Here is a 23,671-nt window from a genome sequence, read left to right on the forward strand (position 1 = left end):
CCTTTCCAAGATAATATTTAGAGGAATTAAATTTTGTAAACAAAGGCATTGATATTCATTCCGGCACCTACCGATGCAAAAATTACAATATCACCTTTATTAAGTTCCTGATTTTCCAGTTGTCCTTTTATAAGCAGGTCATAAAGGGTAGGGACTGTTGCTACGCTGCTGTTACCAAGTTTATGGATACTCATAGGCATAACTCCTTCAGGAGGTGTTTTGTCGTATAGTTTAAAGAAACGATCAATGATGGCTTCGTCCATTTTTTCGTTAGCCTGGTGTATAAGTACTTTTTTTACATCATCTATGGCTACTCCGCTATTGTCAAGACACTCTTTCATGGCAAGAGGCACGTGGTTAAGGGCAAATTCGTAAATCTTGCGTCCGTACATTTTTATATAGCGAACATCAGGATCGTGAGTAACATTGTAGGAATTTCCGAAGAAAAGGAAATAGGCTTCGTCATAAGTAAATGATGCTGTTTCGTGTGCCAGTATACCGCCTTCCTCATCGGTAGCTTCAATAATACTGGCTCCGGCTCCATCTGAATAGATCATACTGTCGCGGTCATGCGGGTCTACTACGCGGGAAAGTGTCTCGGCACCTATTACCAGACAACGTTTTGCCATGCCGGCTTTTATAAATGCTTTTGCCTGTATAACGCCTTCTACCCATCCCGGACAACCAAAAAGGATATCATAGGCCACACACTTAGGATTTTTTATTCTAAGGCTGTGTTTTACGCGTGAAGCAAGGCTTGGTAATATATCTGTTTGAATGGCGCCCTCCTTTACATTACCAAAGTTATGGGCAAAAATAATATAGTCTATTGTTTCCGGGTCAATACCAGCATCCTCAATGGCTCTTTGAGAAGCAAAATAAGCGATATCAGAAGTAAGCATGTCATCATCAACATAACGACGCTCTTCAATTCCGGTTATCTGTTTAAATTTTTCGGCAACCTCTTCGTTAGAGTAAGGTAGTGGTTTTCCTCCTTCGCCTAAAAAGCTGTGCTGGGCAAATTCTAAGTTTGTTACTATCCTGTTAGGTATGTAACTTCCTGATCCTGTTATTCTGATATTCATTATATTGTTTGTTTAAAGCTAAGTTAATTATAAAAACGTTATATTAATGTTTAAACTGTTATGCGAGCATATAATTTGCAGATATCTGAAAATAAAGGGATTTATTTATGAAAATGATATTTTATGCAGACTGAATTTTTATTTTCATTATGGTTGCTATGCTAAGTGCCCTCGTTTTTATTTTCTCTGCATTTGAACCTGTGAACAAAGTATCTGTTGTTGTGTTAAAATGTGATAGCCAAATGTCAAAATGAGTGTCGGTTAATGATTCTTTAGCATTTAAATCCAAGTGCAGTTGCATCACATTCTTTTTGTAATTGCCGGTATGAAACAGGCTTAATTCCCAAAAATCAGTAAGATGGGGCAGGTGTGCCTCCAGATCTATTTTAGCAACATCGGTAAATATATAGCTTATGGCAGGGTCGGCTAAAAGGCGGTTGTAAAATTCACTCATTAGTAACCCTATGTCTAACCTTGTTTCTATATCTTTCATTCTGTTTGAAGTTTGCTCAAAGTTACGACACAACTCACAATTTGTTTATGATACAAATCAGTATAAATAAAAAAGGCTGCCCTAAGGCAGCCTTTTACTATCAAAGATATATTAGTTGTTTTCTTCCATGTAAGCTTCGATTGGTGCACATGAACAAACCAGGTTACGGTCGCCATAAGCATCGTCAACTCTTCTTACGCTTGGCCAGAATTTATTTTCTGTTAAATACTCAAGCGGGAAAGCAGCTTTCTCTCTTGTGTATGGTAAATCCCAAGAATCAGAGGTAAGCATTGCTAATGTGTGCGGAGAATTTTTAAGCACGTTGTTTTTATCATCAGCAGAAGCCTCTTCAATTTCCTGACGAATAGCAATCATTGCATCACAAAAACGGTCAAGCTCTTCAAGGTTTTCACTCTCTGTAGGCTCGATCATTAATGTGCCAGCTACCGGGAATGATACTGTTGGCGCGTGGAAACCGTAGTCCATTAAACGTTTAGCAATATCAGTTACCTCAATGCCATTTTGTTTAAACGGACGGCACTCAATAATCATCTCGTGAGCAGCACGGCCCATTTCGCCTGTATATAAAGTCTGATAATGACCTTTTAGTCTTTCTTTAATGTAGTTAGCATTAAGTATAGCGTGGTGAGTAGAGCTTGTTAAGCCTTCTTCACCCAGCATAGTGATGTAACCGTAAGAAATAAGGCATACAAGTGCAGAACCCCATGGAGCTGCAGAAATTGCAGTGATAGGAGTATTACCGCCTGTAGCAACTACAGGGTTTGTAGGCAGGAACGGAACAAGGTGTGCAGCAACACATATCGGGCCAACACCAGGACCACCACCACCGTGAGGGATAGCAAATGTTTTGTGCAGGTTAAGGTGGCAAACGTCTGCACCAATTGTAGCAGGATTAGTTAAACCTACCTGTGCATTCATGTTAGCACCATCCATATAAACCTGTCCGCCGTTATCGTGGATTATTTTAGTTACCTCTTTAATTGAAGCCTCATATACACCGTGAGTAGACGGGTAAGTAACCATTAAACATGCAAGGTTATCTTTATGTTGCTCAGCTTTTGCTCTTAAGTCTTCAACATCAATGTTTCCGTCTTCAGTTGTTTTGGTAACAACCACTTTCATACCTGCCATAGTAGCGGTAGCAGGGTTAGTACCGTGAGCTGAAGCAGGGATTAGGGCGATATCTCTGTGGCTGTCACCTCTTGACTGGTGGTAAGCGCGGATAACCATTAAACCTGCATATTCACCCTGGGCACCAGAGTTAGGCTGTAGTGTAGTACCGGCAAAACCAGTAATTACATTAAGCTGCTCTTCTAGCTTTTTAAGCATTATCTGGTAACCCTGAGCCTGCTCAAGCGGAGCAAACGGGTGGATGTTGTTCCATCTTGGGTAGCTTAGCGGAAGCATTTCTGCAGCAGCGTTAAGCTTCATGGTACAAGATCCTAAAGAAATCATAGAGTGGTTAAGAGAAAGGTCTTTACGCTCCAGTTTCTTGATGTAACGCATTAATGCAGTTTCGCTGTGGTATTTGTTGAATACATCGTGCTTAAGGAACTCACTTGTTCTTATCAAAGAAGAAGGAATGTTCTCTGTTTGTGCAAGAGCAGTAACAGCTTCAGCAGTTTTTCCTGTAGCCTCAGCAAATACAGCAACAATATCATTAATGTCTTTTATAGAAGTGGTTTCGTTAAATGCAATAGAAACCGTATCGTTATCTACATAGTAGAAGTTAATCTCTTTGTTTTCGGCAGCAGCCTTAACTTTAGCAGCATCAGCTTTAACTGTAATAGTATCAAAGAATGAAGTGTTTGTTTGGTAAACACCAATTTTGTTAAGAGCCTCTGCAGTTGTAACAGCGCTTGCGTGTACTTTGTCTGCAATGTACTGAAGTCCTTTAGGACCGTGGTATACTGCATACATACCTGCCATAACAGCAAGAAGTACCTGAGCTGTACAAATGTTTGAAGTAGCTTTTTCACGTTTAATGTGCTGCTCTCTTGTTTGTAGCGCCATACGAAGGGCACGGTTACCGTTAGTATCAACAGTTACACCAATAATCCTTCCCGGCATACTTCTTTTGTATTCTTCTTTAGTAGCAAAGTAAGCAGCGTGAGGACCACCGTAACCCATTGGGATACCAAAACGCTGAGTAGTACCTACTACAACATCAGCACCCATTTCACCCGGTGAAGTAAGTTTCACTAAGCTTAATATATCTGCAGCTACAGCTGTCTTAATTTCTTTTTCTTTTGCTTTAGCAATAAATCCTGCATAGTCGTAAACCTGACCGAATTTACCAGGGTACTGTAGGATAGCGCCAAAAAACTCATCAGAGAAATCAAACTCTTCGTGGTTACCTATTACTAGCTCAACACCTATTGGGGTAGAACGTGTTTGAAGTACTGATAAAGTTTGAGGTAGTATTTCTTCGGAAACAAAGAACTTGTTTACGTTGTTTTTCTTTTGATCACGTGTGCGAACATCAAATAAAAGAGCCATAGCTTCTGCTGCTGATGTTCCTTCATCAAGAAGGGAAGCATTGGCAATTTCCATACCTGTAAGTTCAATTACAGTGGTTTGGTAATTTAATAAAGCTTCAAGACGTCCCTGAGCAATCTCTGCCTGATAAGGAGTATAGGCAGTATACCATCCCGGGTTCTCGAAGATGTTTCTTTGTATAGGAGCCGGTACAATAGCAGGGTGGTAACCCAAACCGATATATGACCTGAATATTTTATTTTTTGCTCCTAACTGATGTATGTGGTTTAGATACTCATATTCCGTCATTGCAGGGTCCAGGTTTAATGGAGCCTTTAAGCGGATATCATCCGGTAAAGTTTCATAGATCAACTGGTCTATGGATTCGACACCAATGGTCTTAAACATGTGCTGCAGATCATTCTCCCTTGGGCCAATGTGTCTTAAAGCAAAAGCATCTGTTCTCATATGATATTGTTGCGTGTTTTTTAGAAGGCACAAAATTAGTTAATTATATCCAAATTTTAATGTCTTTTTTGCTGCGAAATTTAGGAATTTTTCATTGACGAATAAATACTGTTAACATATTGATTATTTTTGTAAGTATGATAGCACTAAAACGCATGTTAGATACTTACCTTCACGGTAGTATGCACGTGGCAATGTCAGTCCTGGCGCTGGTACTTATGACCAATCATATGTTTAGGTTGGAATTTAATTTGCCCATGGCCGGATTTGCCTATTGCGGTACCATGTTTAGCTACAATTTTATGAAGTATGAAAGCTGGTATCGTTTTAAAAGGAAAATAACACCAAGGCTTAAAATTATTACTGTACTTAGTGTTGTTGCTTTTATAGCTGCTGTTGTTTTCTTTCTGATGCTTAAGAGGGTAACCCAAATTACCGGAATCATTTTTTTTGGGTTAACGGCACTTTATACCATACCTGTTTTTCCTAAACGTCCTAACCTTAGGAACCTCAGCGGAATAAAAGTTTATCTTGTGGCCTTATGCTGGGCCGGGGTTACTACACTTATGCCTTTGGTTGAGGTTGGCCACGAAATAGTTACCGATGTAATCCTTAAGTTTAGTCAGCGGTTTTTACTGGTACTTATCCTTATCCTTATTTTTGAGATTATTGATTTAAGGGAAGATGACCCAATGTTGCGCACAGTCCCCCAAATAATAGGGGTAAAAATGACCAAGCTGCTTAACCTGTTTCTGTTAGTTCCTTTTTACTGTCTTGAATTCTTTAAAAGCACGGTAGATACCATGCAGCTTTTGGTTAATATAGTGCTTGTAGTGGCAACTGCCCTGTTTACCATTTTTGCCACTCCCGAACGTAATAAATACTATACACTTTTTTGGGTGGAGAGTATTCCTATATTTTGGTTAGGGCTGGTAGTATTGGCGAGTAATCTATAAGTTTTGTAATGCCTCGTCTAAATTGGGGTATTTAAAAGTAAACCCGTTTTCCTGTAAGCGTTTAGGTATTACGTTCCTGCTTTTTAAAACCAGTTCGGTCTCTGTGCCTATTATCTTTGCACCCAGGTCTAACATGAGTTTGCTAATAGGAATAGCAAAAGGTGCTTTTACTCGCTTTACTATAGCTGCCATAAAATTAGTGTTGCGAACAGGGGTTGGACTAACCACATTTACAACGCCTTCTGTTTGAGTTTTGATTACAAATTCTACTGCACGCGCAAAATCATGTTGATGTATCCAGCTTACATATTGTCTGCCGTTGCCTTGTTTACCGCCCATTCCTATTTTTGCTAATTTCCTTAGCATAGGGTAAGCACCTCCTTTTTTGCCTAATACTATTGAAGTGCGTAAGGCTGTTTTTAAGGTTTGGGGAGTTTCTGTCTTAAAGAAAACCTTTTCCCAGGCGCGGGCCACTTTCATAGAGAAGTCAAAACCCTTGTCGCCGTTAACCTCATCCATCTGTTTGTGGTATGATCCCTTATAGATTGTAGCAGTTGATGAGTTAAGCCAGTGCTTTGGAGGGGTTTTACATTGTAAAACGGCTTTGTTCAATATAGCAGTGCTGTTGATTCTGGAAGCCATTATTTCATTTTTGTTCCGCTCGTTGTACCTGCAGTTTACAGATTTGCCTGCAAGATTAATAAGTATATCACTATTTTCAAGTTCATGTTCCCATCCGCTAAAACTCTTAGCGTCCCAGTTTACATATTTGATGTTGTTTTTTGTGCCCGATTTACCTCGGGTAAGAATCACAATTTCTTCGGCCTTATCTTTAAAGTATCCGATAAGGATGCTGCCGAGAAAGCCTGTCCCGGCAGCAATAACCATCTTTTTCATAACATTTTTATAATTAAAGTAAGGTGTGGTTTTTACTAGAGAATGTTTTGTAATACTAATAGGGTATAAACCGTTGCAAAAAACACAAACAGGGTATTCATAAAATAGCTCCCGATCTTAAAATGAAGCTTTTGCGGTATTTGATACATGGGATAGTAGGCTATTTGTGTTGCAACTTTGCCTACCCAATAAGCAGCTATCAATGCTGTAATGGCTATCGCTAAGCGACTTCCGTTTTTAAGGTCGTTTGGCAATACTATGGCAATCAGCCCGAAACTAAAATTAAGTCCCTGTATGTACCTGCCGTATGTTTTTGCAATTTCCTGATTTAAAGGTTTCAGTTTTTTCACATCATTATACCAGTCAAATACCTGATGACGGATATAAGGGTAAATAAGTGCTGTGAAAATCTGGCCTATGCCTCCCAGTACAATCAGCCAGTTTGGAATGTTTATATTCATGATCTATGGTCTGTAAACAATATGTTCTTCAGTTCTGCTTTGTCTTGCTTTTCTTTTTCCTCTAAAAAAGAAGTATAGGTTTAGGAACAGCATTATGCCTAGGTAAATAGAGAATCCGCCTATTTTGTGGCTAAGGGCTTCCACTAAACTCTGGTAACTGTCGTTACGCAAACTAAGTTTTAATATCATGAGTGCATAACCCAGATTAAGAAGGTAAAAGCCTGTTTCAAAGAGTTTGTTTGTAGCATTTGCTATTTCTTCCCGGCCTTTAAAGATATCCAGCATAAAAATCTTTCCATTTTTAAAAAGGGTGCGTGAAACTATAAATGTAAGTGCTAATGCAACAGGTAAGTAAATGGTGTAGCCGATTAAAATTTTTGTGGTTTCCATAATGATAAAATTTAGTCGTTAATAATTTTTTGAACGTATTTGGTTAAAAGGAATATGTTAAGGTAATGCAGTATGCAAAGGATGCTTATTATTGTTGCCGACTTAATCGCTATGGTTTCTATAAGCTGATTGAGTGTGGTTATGGTTTCCCAGTTTAGTAATGTCATTGCTGCATAGCCTATGTTTACCAGATAATAGCCAACCAATAATATCCTGTTAATACGCAGGCATAGTTCCTTGTGGCCGTGCAGCAATTCCAAAACATATATATTCCCGTTCTTATAGCAAATTTTTCCTACTACCGCGATAATGTAAACTACAATGAGAAGGAAGATGCCGTATGTAAGGATATTAAGATTCATAACTTATTATTTATTTCAAAGTTTCAGAAAAAAATGAAACTTTAGATTAAAAAAAATGATGTTATTTCATCATCTTCATTAAAAGTTTGGTAAGCCAGTTGTCTTTATACTCTGTGGCTTTTTCTATAATGTTATCTGTTTTTAGTACAAACTCATAAAGCTTATCGGTTTGTTCTGCAAAATATTTTGCTTCTGCCGATTTTTCCTCAACTCCGGTAGAAACTTCCTTCAGTACTTTAAGCGCAGGCTTTATTTCACGCTTGCTGCGCTCTTTGGCTATTTTTATGGCAAGCTCGTCAAGATCTTTCTCGGCCGTGAAAAACTCCCTGCGTTCACCGTGCTTAAATTCTTTGTAAACAATGCCCCAGTCCATAAGGGCACGGATATTCATACTGGCATTACCTCGTGAAATCTGTAGTTCCTCCATAATGTCTTCCATAGAAAGCGGTTCGTTACTTACCATTAGCAGTGCATGTATTTGGGCCATAGTTTTGTTTATGCCCCATTGCGAACCTAATGCTCCCCAGGTTTGTACAAACTTATTTTTTGCTTCCTTGAATTCCATGAGTCAAAGGTATAAATTATTTTTAAACTTTCAAAAATAATTGAAAGTTTATTTGTTGAGTATAAAAAAACGTTGCTAATAATATTAGCAACGTCTCTTATCGAATGATCAAAATAAACTAAGCAAGCAATCCGGCTCTTTTTAATAAAGCTTCGGGTTTAGGTTCCTGCCCACGGAAACGTTTATAAAGAAGCATTGGGTGCTCTGTACCTCCTTTAGAAAGGATGTTGTCTTTAAATTTACTGGCGGTTTCCCTGTCAAAAATACCTTTCTCCTGAAAGTATTCAAAAGCGTCGGCATCCAGTACCTCAGCCCATTTGTAACTATAATAACCTGAAGAATAGCCTCCCTGGAAAATATGTGAAAAGGCTGTACTCATGGCATTTTCCTGTACGTCGGGATATAGCTGAGTAGGAGAGAACTGCTCAATCTCAAAACTCTTAACATCGCCTATGGCAGCCGGATCCTGTGCATGCCAACCCATGTCTAGTAAACCGAAGCTCAACTGACGAAGGGTTGCCATACCTTCCTGGAAGGTAGCACTCTCTTTAATTTTTTCTATGTACTCCATAGGGATAACTTCTCCCGTTTTATAGTGGTGAGCAAAAAGCTCTAATGCTTCTGGCTCATAACACCAGTTTTCCATTATCTGGCTTGGTAGCTCCACAAAATCCCAATATACGCTTGTGCCCGATAGATTAGGGTAGGTAGTGTTTGCCAGCATACCGTGAAGTGCATGTCCAAACTCATGGAAAAGTGTAGTTACCTCGTTAAAGGTAAGAAGTGACGGTTTTGTTTCGGTAGGTTTGGTGAAATTACAAACTATAGAAACGTGCGGTCTTTCATTAATACCGTCTTTAATATATTGCGATTTGAACGATGTCATCCAGGCACCGTTACGTTTGCCTTTTCTCGGGAAGAAGTCGGTATAGAAAATAGCTGTTAGATCACCGTTTTCATCCTTCACTTCATAAGTCCTTACATCCTTGTGGTATTTGTCTATATCCTGAACTTCAGTAAACGAAATGCCGTATAGTTTACCTGCAATATTAAATGCCCCTTTAAGAACTTTGTCCAGTTCAAAATAAGGTTTCAGTTTTTCATCATCAAGGTTAAAAAGCTTTTGTTTTAGCTTTTCGGCATAGTATGCGCCATCCCATTTTTCAAGATGATCCAGTCCGTCAATTTCTTTGGCAAAAGCACTAAGCTCGGCAAATTCTTTTTGTGCTGCCGGTTTTGCTTTTACCAACAGGTCGTTTAGGAATGAACGAACTTTCTCCGGACTCTCAGCCATACGCTCTTCAAGTACAAAATCGGCATGCGATTTATAACCTAGAAGGTTGGCGCGCTCATGGCGAAGTTTTACTATTTGTAATACTATTTCCTGATTGTCAAATTCATTCTTCTGAAAACCTTTTGCGCCAAAGGCCAATGCCATTTTTTTGCGCAGATCCCTGTTATCTGCATAAGTCATAAACGGCATGTAGCTAGGGAAGTCAAGAGTAAATACCCATCCTTCTTTTTCCATGCCCATAGCTATTTCTCGGGCTGCTTCTATGGCACCTTCCGGTAAACCGGAAAGATCTTTCTCATCTGTAATATGTAATGTAAAGGCATTGGTTTCTGCCAATACGTTTTCTCCAAACCTAAGGCTAAGTTGTGAAAGTTCTTTGTCTATTTCGCGAAGCCTTGTTTTTTTGTCTTCCGGCAGGTTAGCACCGTTACGCGCAAAACTTTTATATTTTTTATCTAATAGGGTAGCCTGTTCTGTAGTAAGGTCAAGGCTGTCTTTACTGTCGTATACTGCTTTTACCCTTGCAAACAGTTCTTTGTTTAAACGGATGTCATTGCTGAATTCTGATAACATAGGCGAAACCTCCATGGCCGTTTTCTGTATCTCGTCATTGGTTTCGGCAGAGTGGAGGTTAAAGAATATGGAAGAAGTTCTTTCCAGCATGTTGCCACTAAAAGACAAAGCTTCTATAGTGTTTGAAAAACCTGGTGCTTCAGGGTTGTTAACAATAGCATCAATTTCTTTTTTTGCTTCAGCAATCCCTTCTTTAAAAGCAGGAAGAAAATCTTCGGTCTTAATTCCGTTAAAAGGGGCTGTATCGTGTTTTGTATTAAATTTTTGAGTAAGTAAATTCATAGTCTCGTTTAAGATTTTAAACATAAATATGTTGAAAGTTGGTCAACAATTATACCAAAGGTATTCATTTTGACTTAAGGTAAAAAGCTATAAAAAAAGCTGCCCAATTGGCAGCTTTATAGTGTTATCCTTTTTTAGGCAAATTAGTGGACATCTTTGCTTTTATCGAATCAAGTGATTTATTCTTCGGACTTTCATATTTAGGTTCAACAGGTTCGTTTGTTTCTTCTGTTTCAACAGTAATGTCAGTATTTTGACTTTCTGTTTCGGTTATTTGCTGTGAACTTTTGCAGTTAACAAAAAGTGCTGTGGCAGCTATAAATGTGAAGAATTTTACTTTCATACTCTTTATTATTTCTGTAAGCCTTCGGCAGCTTTAAGAACAGCTTCCTTAAGTTTTAATTTGTAAGCAATAATTTTATCTAAAACAGCTTTGTCATGGCTTCCCACAATTTGTGCTGCCAGTATGCCTGCATTTTTAGCTCCGTTAAGTGCTACCGTTGCAACCGGTACACCACCCGGCATTTGTAGTATAGACAATACGCTGTCCCATCCGTCAATAGAGTTGCTTGACTTAACCGGTACACCAATAACAGGAAGCGGAGACATAGAAGCTACCATACCCGGTAAGTGCGCTGCACCACCTGCACCTGCAATAATTACAGATATTCCGTTGTTGTGTGCATTTGTACTAAAGTCTACCAGTTTTTCAGGTGTACGGTGAGCAGAAACGATATCTACGTGTGTTTCTATACCAAACTCTTTTAACATGTCTATGGCGTCCTGCATTACCGGCATATCCGATATGCTGCCCATTACTACAGCTACTTTCATTCTTGTTCTATTAAGTTAGCCTTGCTGGCTTATTACTTTAATCGTGTTTTTTACTTCTTCGGCTATTTTTCTGGCAACAGTAATATCCTCATTTACTATGGTAACGTGACCCATTTTTCTGAAAGGCCTTGTTTCCTTTTTGCCATAAATGTGAGGTGTAACCCCGTCTTTATCTAAAATAGTCTCAATGTTTTGATATACCACATTTCCGGTATAACCTTCAGCACCTACTAAGTTAACCATAATTCCGGCAACTTTGCTATCTGTGTTTCCTAAAGGCAGGTCAAGAATAGCACGCAGGTGCTGTTCAAACTGAGATGTATAACTTGCCTCTATAGAGTAGTGTCCGCTATTGTGTGGTCTTGGTGCTACTTCGTTTACCAGTATCTGGTCATCTTCTGTCTGGAACATTTCTACTGCAAGTAATCCTACGTGGTTAAATGCTTCCGAAACCTTTAAAGCGATAGCCCTTGCTTTTTCTGCAACATCATTGTCAATACGGGCCGGGCAAATTACATATTCTACCTGGTTGGCTTCCGGGTGGAATTCCATTTCAACCACAGGGTATGTTTTTATTTGTCCCGACGGAGTTCTCGTAACTATAACAGCAAGTTCATTCTTAAACGGAATCATGGTCTCTGCAATACACTGTACATTGGCAAGCCCCTCAAAGCTTTCCATAGAGCGTATAACTTTAACGCCGTTTCCGTCATAACCACCTTCGGTACTTTTCCATACAAAAGGCATACTTATTTCGTTATTTTCAACAGCAGCTTTTAATTCGGTAAGGCTTTCAAAGCGTTTGTAATCCGCAGTAGGGATGTTGTTAGCGCTGTAAAAGTCTTTTTGAGTGCCTTTGTTCTGTATCTGTTTTAAGGTTTTTGGCGACGGGTATACTTTAACTCCTTCGGTTTCCAGTTTTTCAAGAGCTTCCACATTAACAAGTTCAATCTCAAAAGTAAGTACGTCTACCTGTTTACCAAAGTTATATACCGTATCAAAATCCATAAGGCTGCCCTTAAAGAACTTGTTACTGCCTATTTTGCATGGTGCCTCATCACTTGGGTCCAGTACATAGGTTTGTATATCAAATTTTCTGGTTTCGGTAAGCAGCATTTTTCCAAGCTGCCCGCCTCCTAAAATTCCTAACTTAAAATCAGAAGAAAAATAATTCATTTATCGTGTTTCTTATTTTGCTGTGCAAAGATACTTAAAGCCGTAAAATTATGCAGTGCTAAACGAATATTTATCGGCAAAGCTTTTTACTGTCAGAAATTTTTGGGTAATTTTTTAGTTAATTTTAGCAATTGAGCCTCAGTCTTATCTAAATATTAGTTGTAATTTAGGGTTTCTGTTTAGAGGTAAAATTAAGAATATGAGATTGACAGTTGACCGAAAACCCGTAAAAGTACTTCCTGATACAAGACGCGTTATAGCGCGCTTTTTTTTTAATGGGGAGGAACGTGCCGTTGAAATGCTGAAGAAAATACTGATACTGGATAAGGAGGAAGTCTTTAATATCATTTCTCCCTTACTTCAGGATTTTTCCAAAAGACACAGGAGTATTACCAAAAAACTGATGCGCCATTGCGAGCGGGTAAGGAGATATATAGAAATGGCCGGGGGTAATATTGATGAAATGGATGACTGGTGCAAACTTTTGATAGGTTCTTATTTTACTCATGAATATTCTATTGAGTCGGCAGCATTTTTCAACCCGTCTATAGTTCCAGATCCCGATCAGGCGAATCTTGAAGAAGGTCAGCTTCGCGTTATAATCAGTTTCAGGGCAGTGGGCGAGGGTCATGTATCGTCTGTTGTTTTCAGGAGGGCAATATTAGATAGGGACGGTAGTATTACCGTAATTCCGGCAGGTAATTATATAGATGAAGCCGATAAAATTCATAATCTCATTTACCATAAAAGGCAGTTTCTTAAAAAAGCCGAAGAGGCCGATATCAATGAGCATTTTTTACAGGTGGTTACCGAAAAGCTGGAGGACCGCTTTGATTATAACCAGTTGAAAGGACTGGTGTATGAGGCCTGGGACAAAACTACCAACCCTAAGGATATAGCGCAGTACAAAATGATACTTGCCTTGAGTGACAGTTACAGGCGTATTACTTTTTCTAAGGATACCGATATAAGTGACAGGGTTATTTTTCCTATTTCCGATTTTGAAAGCAAGGGTATAGAAGATGCGCGTTTTGTAAAGTTTACGGATGATAACGGACGTATTATTTATTATGCTACCTACACAGCTTATGATGGCGTACACATAATGCCCAAACTTTTAAAGACCACTGATTTTTACGAATTTAAAACGAGTCCGCTGCATGGTAACGGTGCACGTAATAAAAACCTTGCGCTTTTCCCGAGGAAAATTAACGGTAAGTATGCCATGCTGGCCCGTATAGACGGCTGGAATAATTACCTAATGTATTCTGATAATATCAATGAATGGGAAGATCCGGTAAAAATTCAGGGACCTGAATATTCTTGGGAATTTGTTCAGATTGGTAACTGCGGATCTCCTATTGAAACAGAATGCGGATGGCTGGTTATTACCCATGCGGTAGGGCCTATGCGTCGTTATACTATTAGTGCTTCACTTTTAGATCTGGAAGACCCGTCTAAAGAAATTGGCAGATTAAAGGACCCGCTTATTATGCCTAATACTGATGAGCGTGAAGGGTATGTACCTAATGTGGTTTACTCCTGTGGCTCTATTATTCATAATGACGAACTGATAATCCCTTATGGGCATTCTGATCACAGTTCGGGCTTTGCATCGGTTAATCTTAAAACTTTGCTGGACAGGCTTAAAAGTGGCGGTTAAATAATTGTTTTTAATGCAATTGATTTTGGTACTGTTGTATATTTGCATAAAATTACGCATCTAGCCATCATGGAAAACGACAGTGCCGAAAAGCAAACCGGCTTCTTTAAAAAAAATCCTGTACTTAAAATAAAAGAATTCCGCTCTTACCTAGCGGTGCGTTTCGGGCTCATTTTTGCCCTGAATATGCAAATTACCATAATATTCTATTGGGTATATCATATTACTTCCAATAAGCTTGCCCTGGGAGGGGTAGGCCTTTCGGAAGTTATTCCTGCCATTACATTTTCCTTTTTTGCAGGTCATTTTGTAGACCTTAACGAAAAGCGAAAAATGGTGTTGCTGTGCCTGGCTTCTTATATTTTGCTGGGAGCAAGCCTTTTTACACTAACAACTCCGTTTGCCCTTGATAATTTAGGTGTAGATTATACATTATACCTTGTGTACTTCTTTGTGTTTTGTGGTGGGGCCATACGTTCGTTTATGGGGCCGTCTATGTTTTCACTTTTCGGTCTTGTTGTTCCGCGAAAACATTATGCAAATGCCACGAGCTGGAGTAGTATGGCTTGGCAAACGGGTTCGGTTTTAGGGCCTCTCGCTGCCGGTGTACTTATTGCTCTTGATGGTATTACATTAGGAATGGGAGTAGTTGTGGCTATAGAACTGTTGTTGCTTATTCCTATGCTAAGTGTTGGTGTAAAGCCAATATTAAAAAAAGAAAAAGAGCCTATACTACAAAGCCTTACACAGGGTATACGTTTTGTGTTAAAAACTCCTGAACTTTTAGGTGCTCAGCTGTTAGATATGTTTTCGGTATTGTTTGGTGGGGCAGTAGCGCTGTTACCCGTTTACCAAAAGGAAATACTTATGGTAGACGAGGTAGGTTATGGTATACTACGTGCAGCACCGGGTATAGGAGCGTTAATTACACTGGGTATACTGGCATTTTTACCTTTACGTACCAACCCTGGTAAAAAATTGTTTGTAGCGGTAGGTGGGTTTGCCATTTCCATTATAATATTCGGTATTTCTAAAAACTTTATACTCTCGTTTGCCATGCTTATGCTCTCAGGTATGTTTGATGCGGTAAGCGTAGTAATACGTAGTACGATTCTTCAGCTGGTAACACCAGATCACATGCGAGGCAGGGTTGCTTCTGTAAATACCATGTTTGTAAGCTCATCTAACGAGTTAGGTGATTTTGAAAGCGGTGTTATGGCACACTGGCTGGGTACTGTTAGGGCAGTAGTTGTGGGTGGCTGCCTTACCCTGGGTGTGGTTGCGGTAACATTCTTCAGTGCTCCGCAATTACGCAGGTTTGGTTTCTATGAAGAGGAAAAACAGGATGAACAAAAAGAAGAATAATTAAATTTCTTCCGGTTCTTCGGTGAGGAATTCACCTTCCGTTTTTGCTATAACTATAGTGGCCACACCATTGCCTATAAAATTGGTTATGGCACGGGCTTCGCTCATAAATTTATCTACACCTAAAAGAAAGGCAAGTCCTTCCAGTGGTATTTTATGGATTGCCGTTAATGTGGAAGCCAATACTATAAAGCCGCTTCCGGTAACTCCGGCGGCGCCTTTTGAGGTTATCATGAGCAGGCCGATAATGGTAACTATTTCACCAAAAGATAAGTGTACATTATAAAGCTGCGCTAAAAATATCACAGCCATAGAAAGGTAAATAGAGGTTCCGTCAAGGTTAAAGGAATAGCCTGTAGGTACAACCAAACCAACAACCGATTTACTGCATCCCATTTTTTCCAGCTTTTCCATCAGGTTAGGTAAAGCAGCTTCTGATGACGAGGTTCCTAAAACAATAAGTAACTCAGCTTTTATATAAGAAAGGAACTCCATTATGTTCATTTTAAAATACCTTAGGATGCCTCCAAGTATTATAAATATAAAGATAGCCATAGTGATATAAATGGTTATCATGAGCTTGCCCAATGGGAGTAGTGTATGTAGTCCAAACTTACCTATTGTATAAGCCATACCTCCAAAAGCACCTAAAGGAGCCAGATACATTACAAATTTTAAGGCCTTAAAAACAATGTTGGAACACTTGTATAAAAAGCTCACAGCCTTTTCTCTTTTGCTGCTGTAGTTTAATAAAATTCCCACTATTATAGCGGCAAGTAACACCTGTAAGGTTACATTGTCTAAAAAGAACTGTAACCAGCTAAAGTCGCTTTTTTCTCCTGTGTATTTTGAGGCATCGCCAATATCAAGGCCTGCTTTATCAATTTTACCGGGTTGGATAATGTAGGCTACTATAACACCTATGGCAAGTGCAAAAGTGGTAACAATTTCAAAATAGATAAGGGATTTTATTCCTATACGGCCAACTTTCTTCAGGTTGCCCATTCCTGCAATTCCAAGTACTATGGTGAGGAAAATAATAGGGGCAATAAATACTTTTATTATTTTGATAAACCAGTCGCCTATAATCTTGGTTTTTACGGCAGTGTCAGGGCTAAAGTGTCCTAATAGTATAGCGGCTATAATGGCAATAAGTACCCAAAATGTAAGATTGGTAGTTATTTTAAAAAGTAAACTGTTTTTGGGTTGGGGCTCTTGCATTATTTTGTCTTCTTAGATTTTTCTATTCTTTGTAAAATGTCTTTAGCTGCCGATTTATATGCTGCTGTGTGTTGCGGGAACCCTAACGGTAAAATGTTTTCCAGTTCTGGGTAAATCCAGTCTTCTTTCTTGCCTAAAATATACAACGCCCTCATGGAATAGGCTTTGGTGGCAACCTTCCCTTCGGAATCTATAAGCCAGTCAAAACAGGCTTCAGTAATTTTACTGATATGGTTGCCGTTTAAAAAAGGGACTTTTGCTTTGTAATGATAATCAACCGCAAACAGGCATATTTTGGAAACAGGCCTCATAGCGCTCTCATGAGTGTATCTTTCCAGCGTATCGCAAAATACATCAAGGTAATCGCTTAACCATTCAATTTTATTTTCAAATACAAGCTCGCTTACCCAGCATGCCTTATGATGATTTTTGTCGGTAAGATTTGTGGCAATTTTTACCAAATCCGGTAATAGGTTTTTGTCTTTAAATACCATTCCGCTCAGTTCGTCTCTTATGGGCCGGTGAGCAGTACTGTTTGCAATCTTATCGTAAAAAAGCTGATTCAATTTGACTGATGATTAAGAATGCGGAAAATACAAAAAATAAAAGAGCATAAAAAAAACAAGGGCAAAACATATTGTTTTACCCTTGTCGCACAAATTGGAAATTAGCAGTTTATTTCCTGATAAATATCTGGGAGAATTGTTTGTTCTCTCCCGTAAGCTTAATAATATAAGTACCTGCAGTAAGAGAGGAAACATCTATGCTGTTGTTTGATGAGAAAACTCCCTGTAAAAGGGTTTTTCCTGTAACATCAAAAACTGTATAATCTTTTGCTTCTGTATTGTTAGGAAGCATTACATTAAGAATATCAGACGTAGGGTTGGGATATAACGTTACGCTGTTGTTGAATTCAGGGTCGTTAATGCCTAAGTTACAGTCAGGATTCATAACTACCACTACAGGGCTTGTCATTGTGTTGCTTACTGCGTTAGGGCAAACTGCAGGAGCAGCTTCTACATAATAACTTCCAGGCTCTGTTATAACATAAGTTATTTCATTAGCTCCTTCAATCGCTTCTCCGTCTCTGTACCATTGTATACTGCTGTCATATGGTTCGTTAAGCGAACATGTAATGGTAGATTCATCACATATCATGTAGGAGAAAGTTTCGTCATTTGGAACAACATCATCACTAAAGGTCATGCCAAAAGTTAGGGAAGCCCAGTTATAGCTGTCAATCTGTATTGTATTAGACTCATAAGTTTCTCCGTCAAGAGTAACCACTACTTTAAATAAAGCCTGATCGTAAGTAAGCCAGTCATAAGTGAATGATGCTTCTGTTGCACCGTCAATGGCAACATATTCATCTTCTAAAAACCAATATTTGTAATACCACTGGTAGGTATCATATTCCATATCGTTTGTTATTGCTGCTGTACCATTTGTATATGGACATAACATTGTATCTCCCGCAATAACCGGAGTTGGGTCAACAGGTCCGCAGTCAGGGTTGTTTATAACTACAATAGGTAATGTATTTGTAGTACTGTTTGGACAAAAGTCTGGAGCGGCAACTGCATGATAGGTTCCTGCTGTTGTAATGGTATAAGTAGGTTCTGTAGCGCCTTCAATTTCTACACCATCTTTGTACCACTGTATTACATTGTAAGGCATTTGTATTGTGTTTGTAATAGTGCTGCCTTCACAAATATAGTATCCCTGATCAGGGTTAAATGTTACATCGTCACTTGTTTGGGTTTCAACAAGTAACCCAGACCATGCATAACTGTCTATCGTGATAGTATTAGATTCATAAGTTTCTCCGTCAAGAGTAACCACTACTTTGAATATTGATTGATCGTAAGTATACCAATCATAAGTAAAAGATGCTCCGGTTGCGCCATCAATTGGCTCAAATTCATCTGTAGTAAACCAATATTTAGAATACCACTGATAGCTGTCGTATTCCATGTCTGTTGTTATTGAGGCAGTACCGTTTGTATAAGGGCACAGCATAGTGTCTCCCTCAATAGTTGGCGCCTGAGCCTGTGATAACATAGGCGCAAGACATAATAAAATAAGTAATAACTTTTTCATAGTAAAAGTAGCTTTTAGTTCGTTCGGCTAAATTACGTTACCTCATTTCCTTAGCGCTTACGGTTGCCGGGATAAAGTGTGACATTTTAAAACATTAGTGTGACGTTTTTTTGTTTAAAATATTTATAGTGAGAGGTTTAATTGAAAATGTGTTGGACGAAGAATAGGCTCTTTGTAAAATTTAATTAAAAATTAATTGAGTAGGTATTTATTTGTTAAATCAAAAAAGCTATTTTTAGTGAATTGAAAAAGTACATATATGATCAGGGTAATTTTTATTCTTTTTTTTGTGGCCGGGTTACATGCCCAGGAAGTTAAAAATCCTTCTAAATTTGAGTTTGGTGCCTGCTATGGCTGGGGAAAAGAGTTTGATAATTATGATTATACTTTTTCAAACAGTTATGTTCAGCTGCAGTTTTATTACAGCTTTAATCCAGAAAAAAAATGGGAATATCAGGTTGCGCTTATGCCCGAAATAAACTTTGCCCAACATCAGCTTTTAAACAAATACTTTGTTACACCTGATGATCCTGAATATGAAAGGAAACGAAATGAATATACCAAGCTTAAGGATGTAAGGCAGGTTATTTTAAATGTTGCTTTCTTTTTGAGGTATAATGTGTGTGATAATTTTAATGTTTATGCTATGGGTAACGTGGGACCGATGTTTAATGATACCGAGACTGAAAGGCTTAACAGGGGCTTTGCCTTTAATGATGTTTTTGCTGTTGGTACCACAGTTAGTTTTTATGATATTACCCTTGATGTACGTCCAGGTGTTGCTCATGTTTCCAATGCCGGGCTGTATGAATCCAATGCCGGATTTAATACCTATAATATCTCTTTTGGTATAATTGTTCCTCTTTAAAAATGATAATTTAAACGTAAATTTCCATAATAGTTAATAGGTAAGCCAGGGTAATAAAATCTTGGCGCCGAATTGCCAAATCCTGTGGCGTTTACTAAAACCATACTCGCATAAGATGTATTGGTAAGGTTGTTAATGCCTGCAGAAAAATTTAGATAGAAATTTTTCATGGGGTTTATCTGTTGGCTTGCTTTAATATTTATAAGTTGAAAGCTGTCGTTATATTCTGTATTGGCATCATTTAAAGGCATTTTATCTGTATAAGAATAATTCGCTGTAAAAGATAAACCAAACCCGGTTTGTAAATCAATACCTGCATTTACAGTGTTGTTGGGGACACCTGTAAGATCGTTTCCTGTGTAATTATTACCATTGTCGTTAAAATCTTTAAACGTATAATTACCTATAGAAGCGTTTATATAGGGTTGTAAAGTTATGTTGCTCAATGTTGTAATGTAACTTAGTTTTACTTCTAATCCCTCGTGCAATGTTTTTCCTGCATTTTTACCCACATATCTGTCATCGTCAACTCTTTGAGCCACCAGGAGATCTTTTATAATCATCCTGTATACAGATAATTCCAGATACATTTTTTTATTAATAAGATTAATTTTGCTTCCTATCTCAATGTTATAACCACTTTCAGGTTTGATATTATCGTTAATTGTGCCTTCTGGGGTAAGTGTTTCTTCAATCGCAGGAATAGAGAATCCTTTGCTGGCCGAAGCATAAAAAGTTTGACTGGAGGATGGTTTGTATAACACTGCTATTTGAGGAGACCATATAGCACTATAGTTATATTTTTGGGTAAATTCATTTTCGTTTTGTAAAGCATTTTTAAGCTCAAAATTTGTTTTGTTGTAGTTTATGCCCCCATGCATTTCCAGCTTTTTTGTAAAAGCTATATGTATCTGCATAAAAGCGTTAATAAAAAACCTGTCTTGATTTATAGCTGAAAGTTTTTCTCCCTGTAAGCTGCCGTTGCCATTGTTCTGCTCGTATAAATTTGCGAAAGTATTACCATGAAATCCGTCTTTAAATAACTCTGCTCCGGCAATAATTTTTGTGCTTAATTTACCTGTTTTAAATGAGGAGTTAAACTGCGTGCGTCCTCCAAAACCAGTAGTGTTTTGTGAAAGAATATCAAACGGGCGCGGTTCATAATTGTCTTTTGCGTTTATAAATACAGAAGTAGAGTTGGTTAACCCGTTTTTTATTTTTGCGTCAAAAGCCAATCCGCCTAAGTAAGAGCGGTATTGCTCATAACCTTTAGCGGCTTTCCATGTATTAGCTGCTGCCTGCGGGTTAGTTTCAAATGTGTTTTTATCTATAGAGCTGGGTATGTATGCTTTTAAATAAGTATAATTTCCAAAATATTTAAAGCTTGTTTTTTCAGCTTTAAATAATTCTCCTGCTAAAGTTACCCCCTCACGGTTGTATGGGCTATTTTCTCTATAGCCTTTAGAACTAAGGTTGTGATAGCTAATGTTTATATTTCCTTTCTGAGAGGCGTAACCATATGTTAAGGTGTTTTTTATCATACCAAAAGAGCCAACGGTGGAACTTATTACAGCGTTATTACCATAAGAAGAACTTATTTTTGGAGAAAATAAGATAGCACCTCCCAGTCCGGCTCCGTAAATACTTGATAATGGGCCCTTAATTATTTCAGCCTGACTGAGTATTTCTAAGTCTATATCTTCTATAGTGGTTTCACTATTCCCCGACGTTAATGGAATACTCCCGTAAAAAGCTCTTATTTTATTAGTTCCGTAGGGTGTTCGCGCACCTATTCCTCTTATCGTTATGCGGTTTGTATTTAAACTGCCCGACTGCATGTTTACACCGGCAACCTTGTTTAATACAAGTGATATATCAGAAAGATTATTGCTTTGTAATTCTTCGGATGAAAGAACGCTTATAGATGCTGGTACATTAAGCAGGGTATCATTAATATGATACGGGCTTATTACTATTTCTTTAAGTATGTTTAAAGTGTCTAAAGGATGCTGTGCTGATAAAGAAGAAGTAAATAGCAGTAGGATAATAAATTTAAACTTTTGCATATATTATTAAAAGCATAAACTCTATAACATCTGTATAGAGTTTATGCCACTTTAAATTTATTTTTTATTTATCTGCGGTTACTTTCCAAATAGTGTTTCCACTGTCATCATTAACTAACAGGCTGCCATCATTCATAACTGTAATATCTACAGGTCGGCCATAGGCTTCAGCATCTTCTTTATCATTAATAAAACCTGTAAGAAAATCTTCGGGTTTACCTGCGGGTTTACCGTTTTTAAAAGGTACAAACAAAACTTTATAACCACTCAATACAGATCTGTTCCATGATCCATGTTGCCCAACAAATGCCCCATTTTTGTATTTTTCAGGAAATGCGTCTTTGTCATAAAAGGCTATACCTAGAGAAGCTGTGTGGCTGCCAACAGGAACATCCGGTACAATTGCCTTTTCAACCAGGTCTTTGCGCACACCCTTCATACGCGGATCCTCAATTTGTCCGAAGTAAGAATAAGGCCATCCGTAAAAACCTCCTTTTTTAACACTTGTTATATAATCCGGAACCAGATTATCTCCAAGATCATCACGTTCATTAACAGCTGTCCATAATTCTCCCGTTGCCGAATTCCAGTCCATGCCTACCGGATTTCTTAATCCGTTGGCATATATTACTTCTCCGGTTCCGTCGGGGTTTATTTCTAAAATATTAGCTCTGCGTTTTTCTTCATCCATACCGTGCTCTGCGTTATTGCTAGCAGAACCCACAGAAATATAAATCTTTGAGCCGTCTTTACTGGCTATAAGGTTTCGGGTCCAGTGATTGTTGTAGCCACCTGCAGGAAGCTCAGCAATTTTTTCAGCTTTTCCTTCTAATTTAAGGATGCCTTCTTTATAAGGATACCTGTATAAACCATCAGTATTTGCAACATAAAAATAGTTGCTTAATATAAGCATCCCGTAAGGTTGGTTCAAATTTTCAACAAAAACATTGTGTGTTTCAAAAATCCCGTCTTTATCATTATCACGAAAAATGGTAATTCTGTCAGCACTATTTCTTGTGCCCGATTCAGCTACAAAAACATCATTATTAGGGCCTATGTATGTATTGCGCGGGTTTTTAAGGTTGCCGGCAAACTTTGTTACAGTAAAACCTGAAGGGGCTTTTGGAGTTTGCCCTTCGGGCCATTCGGTAATGCTGTTTCTTTTCGTTACCGACTTTGTTTCATAAGGAGGGGGTAATGTAATATCGCCAATTGCAGTAGTAACGGTAGTGCTGCCTTTAGCGTTTGCCTGCTCTTTTTCTTCTTTATTCAGTTTTTCTTTGCATGAATATAATGTAAATACGGAAACAAGAGATAGTAGAAATATTCTTTTCATAGATTACGGATTGGTTCAATGTAGTAACTAAGTTAATTATAAGATTTTTTGTAAAAAGCAAAAACATAAATATTAGCTATATTTTAACGCCTTATGGAAATTAAAACAAAATACTTAAGGTATAAGGACAGCAAATTCCTAATTAGTATATTTGCAAATTATTTCAAACCTGTTAGTAAGCATGATACAGCTTCATGATAAACATTTTGTGCCCTTTATAAACGCTGCCGAAATTGATACGGCAATAGCGGATATGGCGGCTAAAATTGCTGCAGATGTAGAGGATGAAGTGCCTGTTTTTGTAGGCGTGCTTAACGGTGCTTTTATGGTAGTTTCCGACTTGATGAAGCACTACACAAGACCCTGTGAGGTAAGTTTTGTAAAGCTGGCTTCTTATGAAGGTACACAAAGCACAAATGAGGTAAAGCAGCTTATAGGTTTGGATAAAAAGCTAGAGGGACGCACAGTAATAATCGTGGAGGATATTGTTGATACGGGCAATACCGTGGAAGAACTCAAAAAAATGTTTGAGGCAGTTAATGTTAAGCAGCTTAAAATAGCTGCGTTATTTTTTAAGCCTGAAGCTTATACAAAAAATATAAAGCTGGATTATACAGCATTTAGCATACCTAATAAATTTATAGTGGGCTATGGCCTGGACTATGATGGGTTAGGCAGGAATTTACCGGAAATTTATCAACTTAAATAACATACTTA

At 38.2% G+C, this 23,671-nt stretch carries 22 protein-coding genes; 5 read left to right on the forward strand and 17 right to left on the reverse strand.

Annotation, left to right across the window (positions count from 1 at the left end; genetic code table 11):
* Positions 1 to 26 precede the first annotated feature (26 nt).
* The 3 genes from FUA48_RS07100 to gcvP all read right to left on the reverse strand — a co-directional run bounded on the left by FUA48_RS07100 (position 27) and on the right by gcvP (position 4,545).
* On the reverse strand, positions 27 to 1,085 hold the full coding sequence (locus FUA48_RS07100) for a 3-oxoacyl-ACP synthase III family protein (protein ID WP_147582895.1): 1,059 nt from the start codon (positions 1,083 to 1,085) through the stop codon (positions 27 to 29).
* Between the two features lie 121 nt (positions 1,086 to 1,206).
* On the reverse strand, positions 1,207 to 1,578 hold the full coding sequence (locus FUA48_RS07105) for a group III truncated hemoglobin (RefSeq protein ID WP_147582896.1): 372 nt from the start codon (positions 1,576 to 1,578) through the stop codon (positions 1,207 to 1,209).
* Positions 1,579 to 1,689: 111 nt separating this feature from the next.
* Positions 1,690 to 4,545 (reverse strand): aminomethyl-transferring glycine dehydrogenase, encoded by a 2,856-nt coding sequence (gene gcvP / locus FUA48_RS07110; RefSeq protein WP_147582897.1) that lies wholly within the window; start codon positions 4,543 to 4,545, stop codon positions 1,690 to 1,692.
* 137 nt (positions 4,546 to 4,682) lie between these two features.
* On the opposite strand from gcvP, the gene FUA48_RS07115 reads away from it, so the two are divergent.
* Positions 4,683 to 5,501, forward strand: a complete 819-nt coding sequence (locus tag FUA48_RS07115; RefSeq protein WP_147582898.1) for a hypothetical protein — start codon at positions 4,683 to 4,685, stop codon at positions 5,499 to 5,501.
* On the opposite strand, the gene FUA48_RS07120 is transcribed toward FUA48_RS07115, so the two are convergent.
* From FUA48_RS07120 to FUA48_RS07160, 9 genes are all read right to left on the reverse strand, one after another.
* Positions 5,496 to 6,398: a TIGR01777 family oxidoreductase gene (locus tag FUA48_RS07120; RefSeq protein WP_147582899.1), complete on the reverse strand. Its 903-nt coding sequence runs from the start codon at positions 6,396 to 6,398 to the stop codon at positions 5,496 to 5,498. The genes FUA48_RS07115 and FUA48_RS07120 overlap by 6 nt on opposite strands.
* A 35-nt stretch (positions 6,399 to 6,433) precedes the next feature.
* On the reverse strand, positions 6,434 to 6,859 hold the full coding sequence (locus FUA48_RS07125; protein ID WP_147582900.1) for a hypothetical protein: 426 nt from the start codon (positions 6,857 to 6,859) through the stop codon (positions 6,434 to 6,436).
* 3 nt (positions 6,860 to 6,862) lie between these two features.
* A complete protein-coding gene (locus FUA48_RS07130) occupies positions 6,863 to 7,249 on the reverse strand; it encodes a hypothetical protein (protein ID WP_147582901.1) in 387 nt (128 codons plus the stop codon).
* Positions 7,250 to 7,260: 11 nt separating this feature from the next.
* Positions 7,261 to 7,611, reverse strand: a complete 351-nt coding sequence (locus tag FUA48_RS07135; protein ID WP_147582902.1) for a hypothetical protein — start codon at positions 7,609 to 7,611, stop codon at positions 7,261 to 7,263.
* Positions 7,612 to 7,672: 61 nt separating this feature from the next.
* Complete coding sequence (locus FUA48_RS07140) at positions 7,673 to 8,176, reverse strand: GbsR/MarR family transcriptional regulator (RefSeq protein WP_147582903.1); 504 nt, start codon at positions 8,174 to 8,176, stop codon at positions 7,673 to 7,675.
* A gap of 118 nt (positions 8,177 to 8,294) precedes the next feature.
* Positions 8,295 to 10,325 carry a M3 family metallopeptidase gene (locus tag FUA48_RS07145; protein WP_147582904.1) on the reverse strand — a complete coding sequence of 677 codons (2,031 nt, stop codon included), beginning with the start codon at positions 10,323 to 10,325 and terminating at the stop codon, positions 8,295 to 8,297.
* A gap of 124 nt (positions 10,326 to 10,449) precedes the next feature.
* On the reverse strand, positions 10,450 to 10,668 hold the full coding sequence (locus FUA48_RS07150; RefSeq protein WP_147582905.1) for a hypothetical protein: 219 nt from the start codon (positions 10,666 to 10,668) through the stop codon (positions 10,450 to 10,452).
* Positions 10,669 to 10,676: 8 nt separating this feature from the next.
* Complete coding sequence (gene purE, locus FUA48_RS07155) at positions 10,677 to 11,159, reverse strand: 5-(carboxyamino)imidazole ribonucleotide mutase (protein ID WP_129749275.1); 483 nt, start codon at positions 11,157 to 11,159, stop codon at positions 10,677 to 10,679.
* A 15-nt stretch (positions 11,160 to 11,174) separates the two neighbouring features.
* Positions 11,175 to 12,335: a 5-(carboxyamino)imidazole ribonucleotide synthase gene (locus FUA48_RS07160; RefSeq protein WP_147582906.1), complete on the reverse strand. Its 1,161-nt coding sequence runs from the start codon at positions 12,333 to 12,335 to the stop codon at positions 11,175 to 11,177.
* Between the two features lie 199 nt (positions 12,336 to 12,534).
* On the opposite strand from FUA48_RS07160, the gene FUA48_RS07165 reads away from it, so the two are divergent.
* Together FUA48_RS07165 and FUA48_RS07170 are read left to right on the forward strand one after the other, a co-directional pair.
* On the forward strand, positions 12,535 to 13,998 hold the full coding sequence (locus FUA48_RS07165) for a glycoside hydrolase family 130 protein (protein WP_147582907.1): 1,464 nt from the start codon (positions 12,535 to 12,537) through the stop codon (positions 13,996 to 13,998).
* Between the two features lie 69 nt (positions 13,999 to 14,067).
* A complete protein-coding gene (locus FUA48_RS07170; protein WP_129749278.1) occupies positions 14,068 to 15,363 on the forward strand; it encodes an MFS transporter in 1,296 nt (431 codons plus the stop codon).
* Here the strand turns inward: FUA48_RS07170 and FUA48_RS07175 are convergent, their stop codons facing one another.
* From FUA48_RS07175 to FUA48_RS07185, 3 genes are all read right to left on the reverse strand, one after another.
* Positions 15,364 to 16,584, reverse strand: coding sequence for a cation:dicarboxylate symporter family transporter (locus FUA48_RS07175; RefSeq protein WP_147582908.1), 1,221 nt, complete (start codon positions 16,582 to 16,584; stop codon positions 15,364 to 15,366).
* Entirely contained in the window at positions 16,584 to 17,150 is a 567-nt protein-coding gene (locus FUA48_RS07180) for a hypothetical protein (protein WP_147582909.1), read from the reverse strand. The genes FUA48_RS07175 and FUA48_RS07180 overlap by 1 nt, the downstream gene beginning before the upstream one ends.
* 109 nt (positions 17,151 to 17,259) lie before the next feature.
* Entirely contained in the window at positions 17,260 to 18,684 is a 1,425-nt protein-coding gene (locus FUA48_RS07185; RefSeq protein WP_147582910.1) for a T9SS type A sorting domain-containing protein, read from the reverse strand.
* A 259-nt stretch (positions 18,685 to 18,943) separates the two neighbouring features.
* On the opposite strand from FUA48_RS07185, the gene FUA48_RS07190 reads away from it, so the two are divergent.
* Positions 18,944 to 19,552, forward strand: coding sequence for an acyloxyacyl hydrolase (locus tag FUA48_RS07190; protein ID WP_147582911.1), 609 nt, complete (start codon positions 18,944 to 18,946; stop codon positions 19,550 to 19,552).
* Here FUA48_RS07190 and FUA48_RS07195 read toward each other — a convergent pair.
* Together FUA48_RS07195 and FUA48_RS07200 are read right to left on the reverse strand one after the other, a co-directional pair.
* The gene (locus tag FUA48_RS07195) at positions 19,549 to 21,618 is read right to left on the reverse strand and encodes a TonB-dependent receptor (protein ID WP_147582912.1); all 2,070 of its coding nucleotides are present in this window, start codon (positions 21,616 to 21,618) and stop codon (positions 19,549 to 19,551) included. The genes FUA48_RS07190 and FUA48_RS07195 overlap by 4 nt on opposite strands.
* Positions 21,619 to 21,682: 64 nt before the next feature.
* A complete protein-coding gene (locus FUA48_RS07200; protein WP_147582913.1) occupies positions 21,683 to 22,954 on the reverse strand; it encodes a PQQ-dependent sugar dehydrogenase in 1,272 nt (423 codons plus the stop codon).
* 181 nt (positions 22,955 to 23,135) lie between these two features.
* Between FUA48_RS07200 and hpt the strand changes: the two genes are divergently transcribed.
* Complete coding sequence (gene hpt / locus FUA48_RS07205; protein WP_147582914.1) at positions 23,136 to 23,663, forward strand: hypoxanthine phosphoribosyltransferase; 528 nt, start codon at positions 23,136 to 23,138, stop codon at positions 23,661 to 23,663.
* Positions 23,664 to 23,671 lie beyond the last annotated feature (8 nt).

Source organism: Flavobacterium alkalisoli, assembly GCF_008000935.1.
GTDB classification, from domain to species: domain Bacteria; phylum Bacteroidota; class Bacteroidia; order Flavobacteriales; family Flavobacteriaceae; genus Flavobacterium; species Flavobacterium alkalisoli.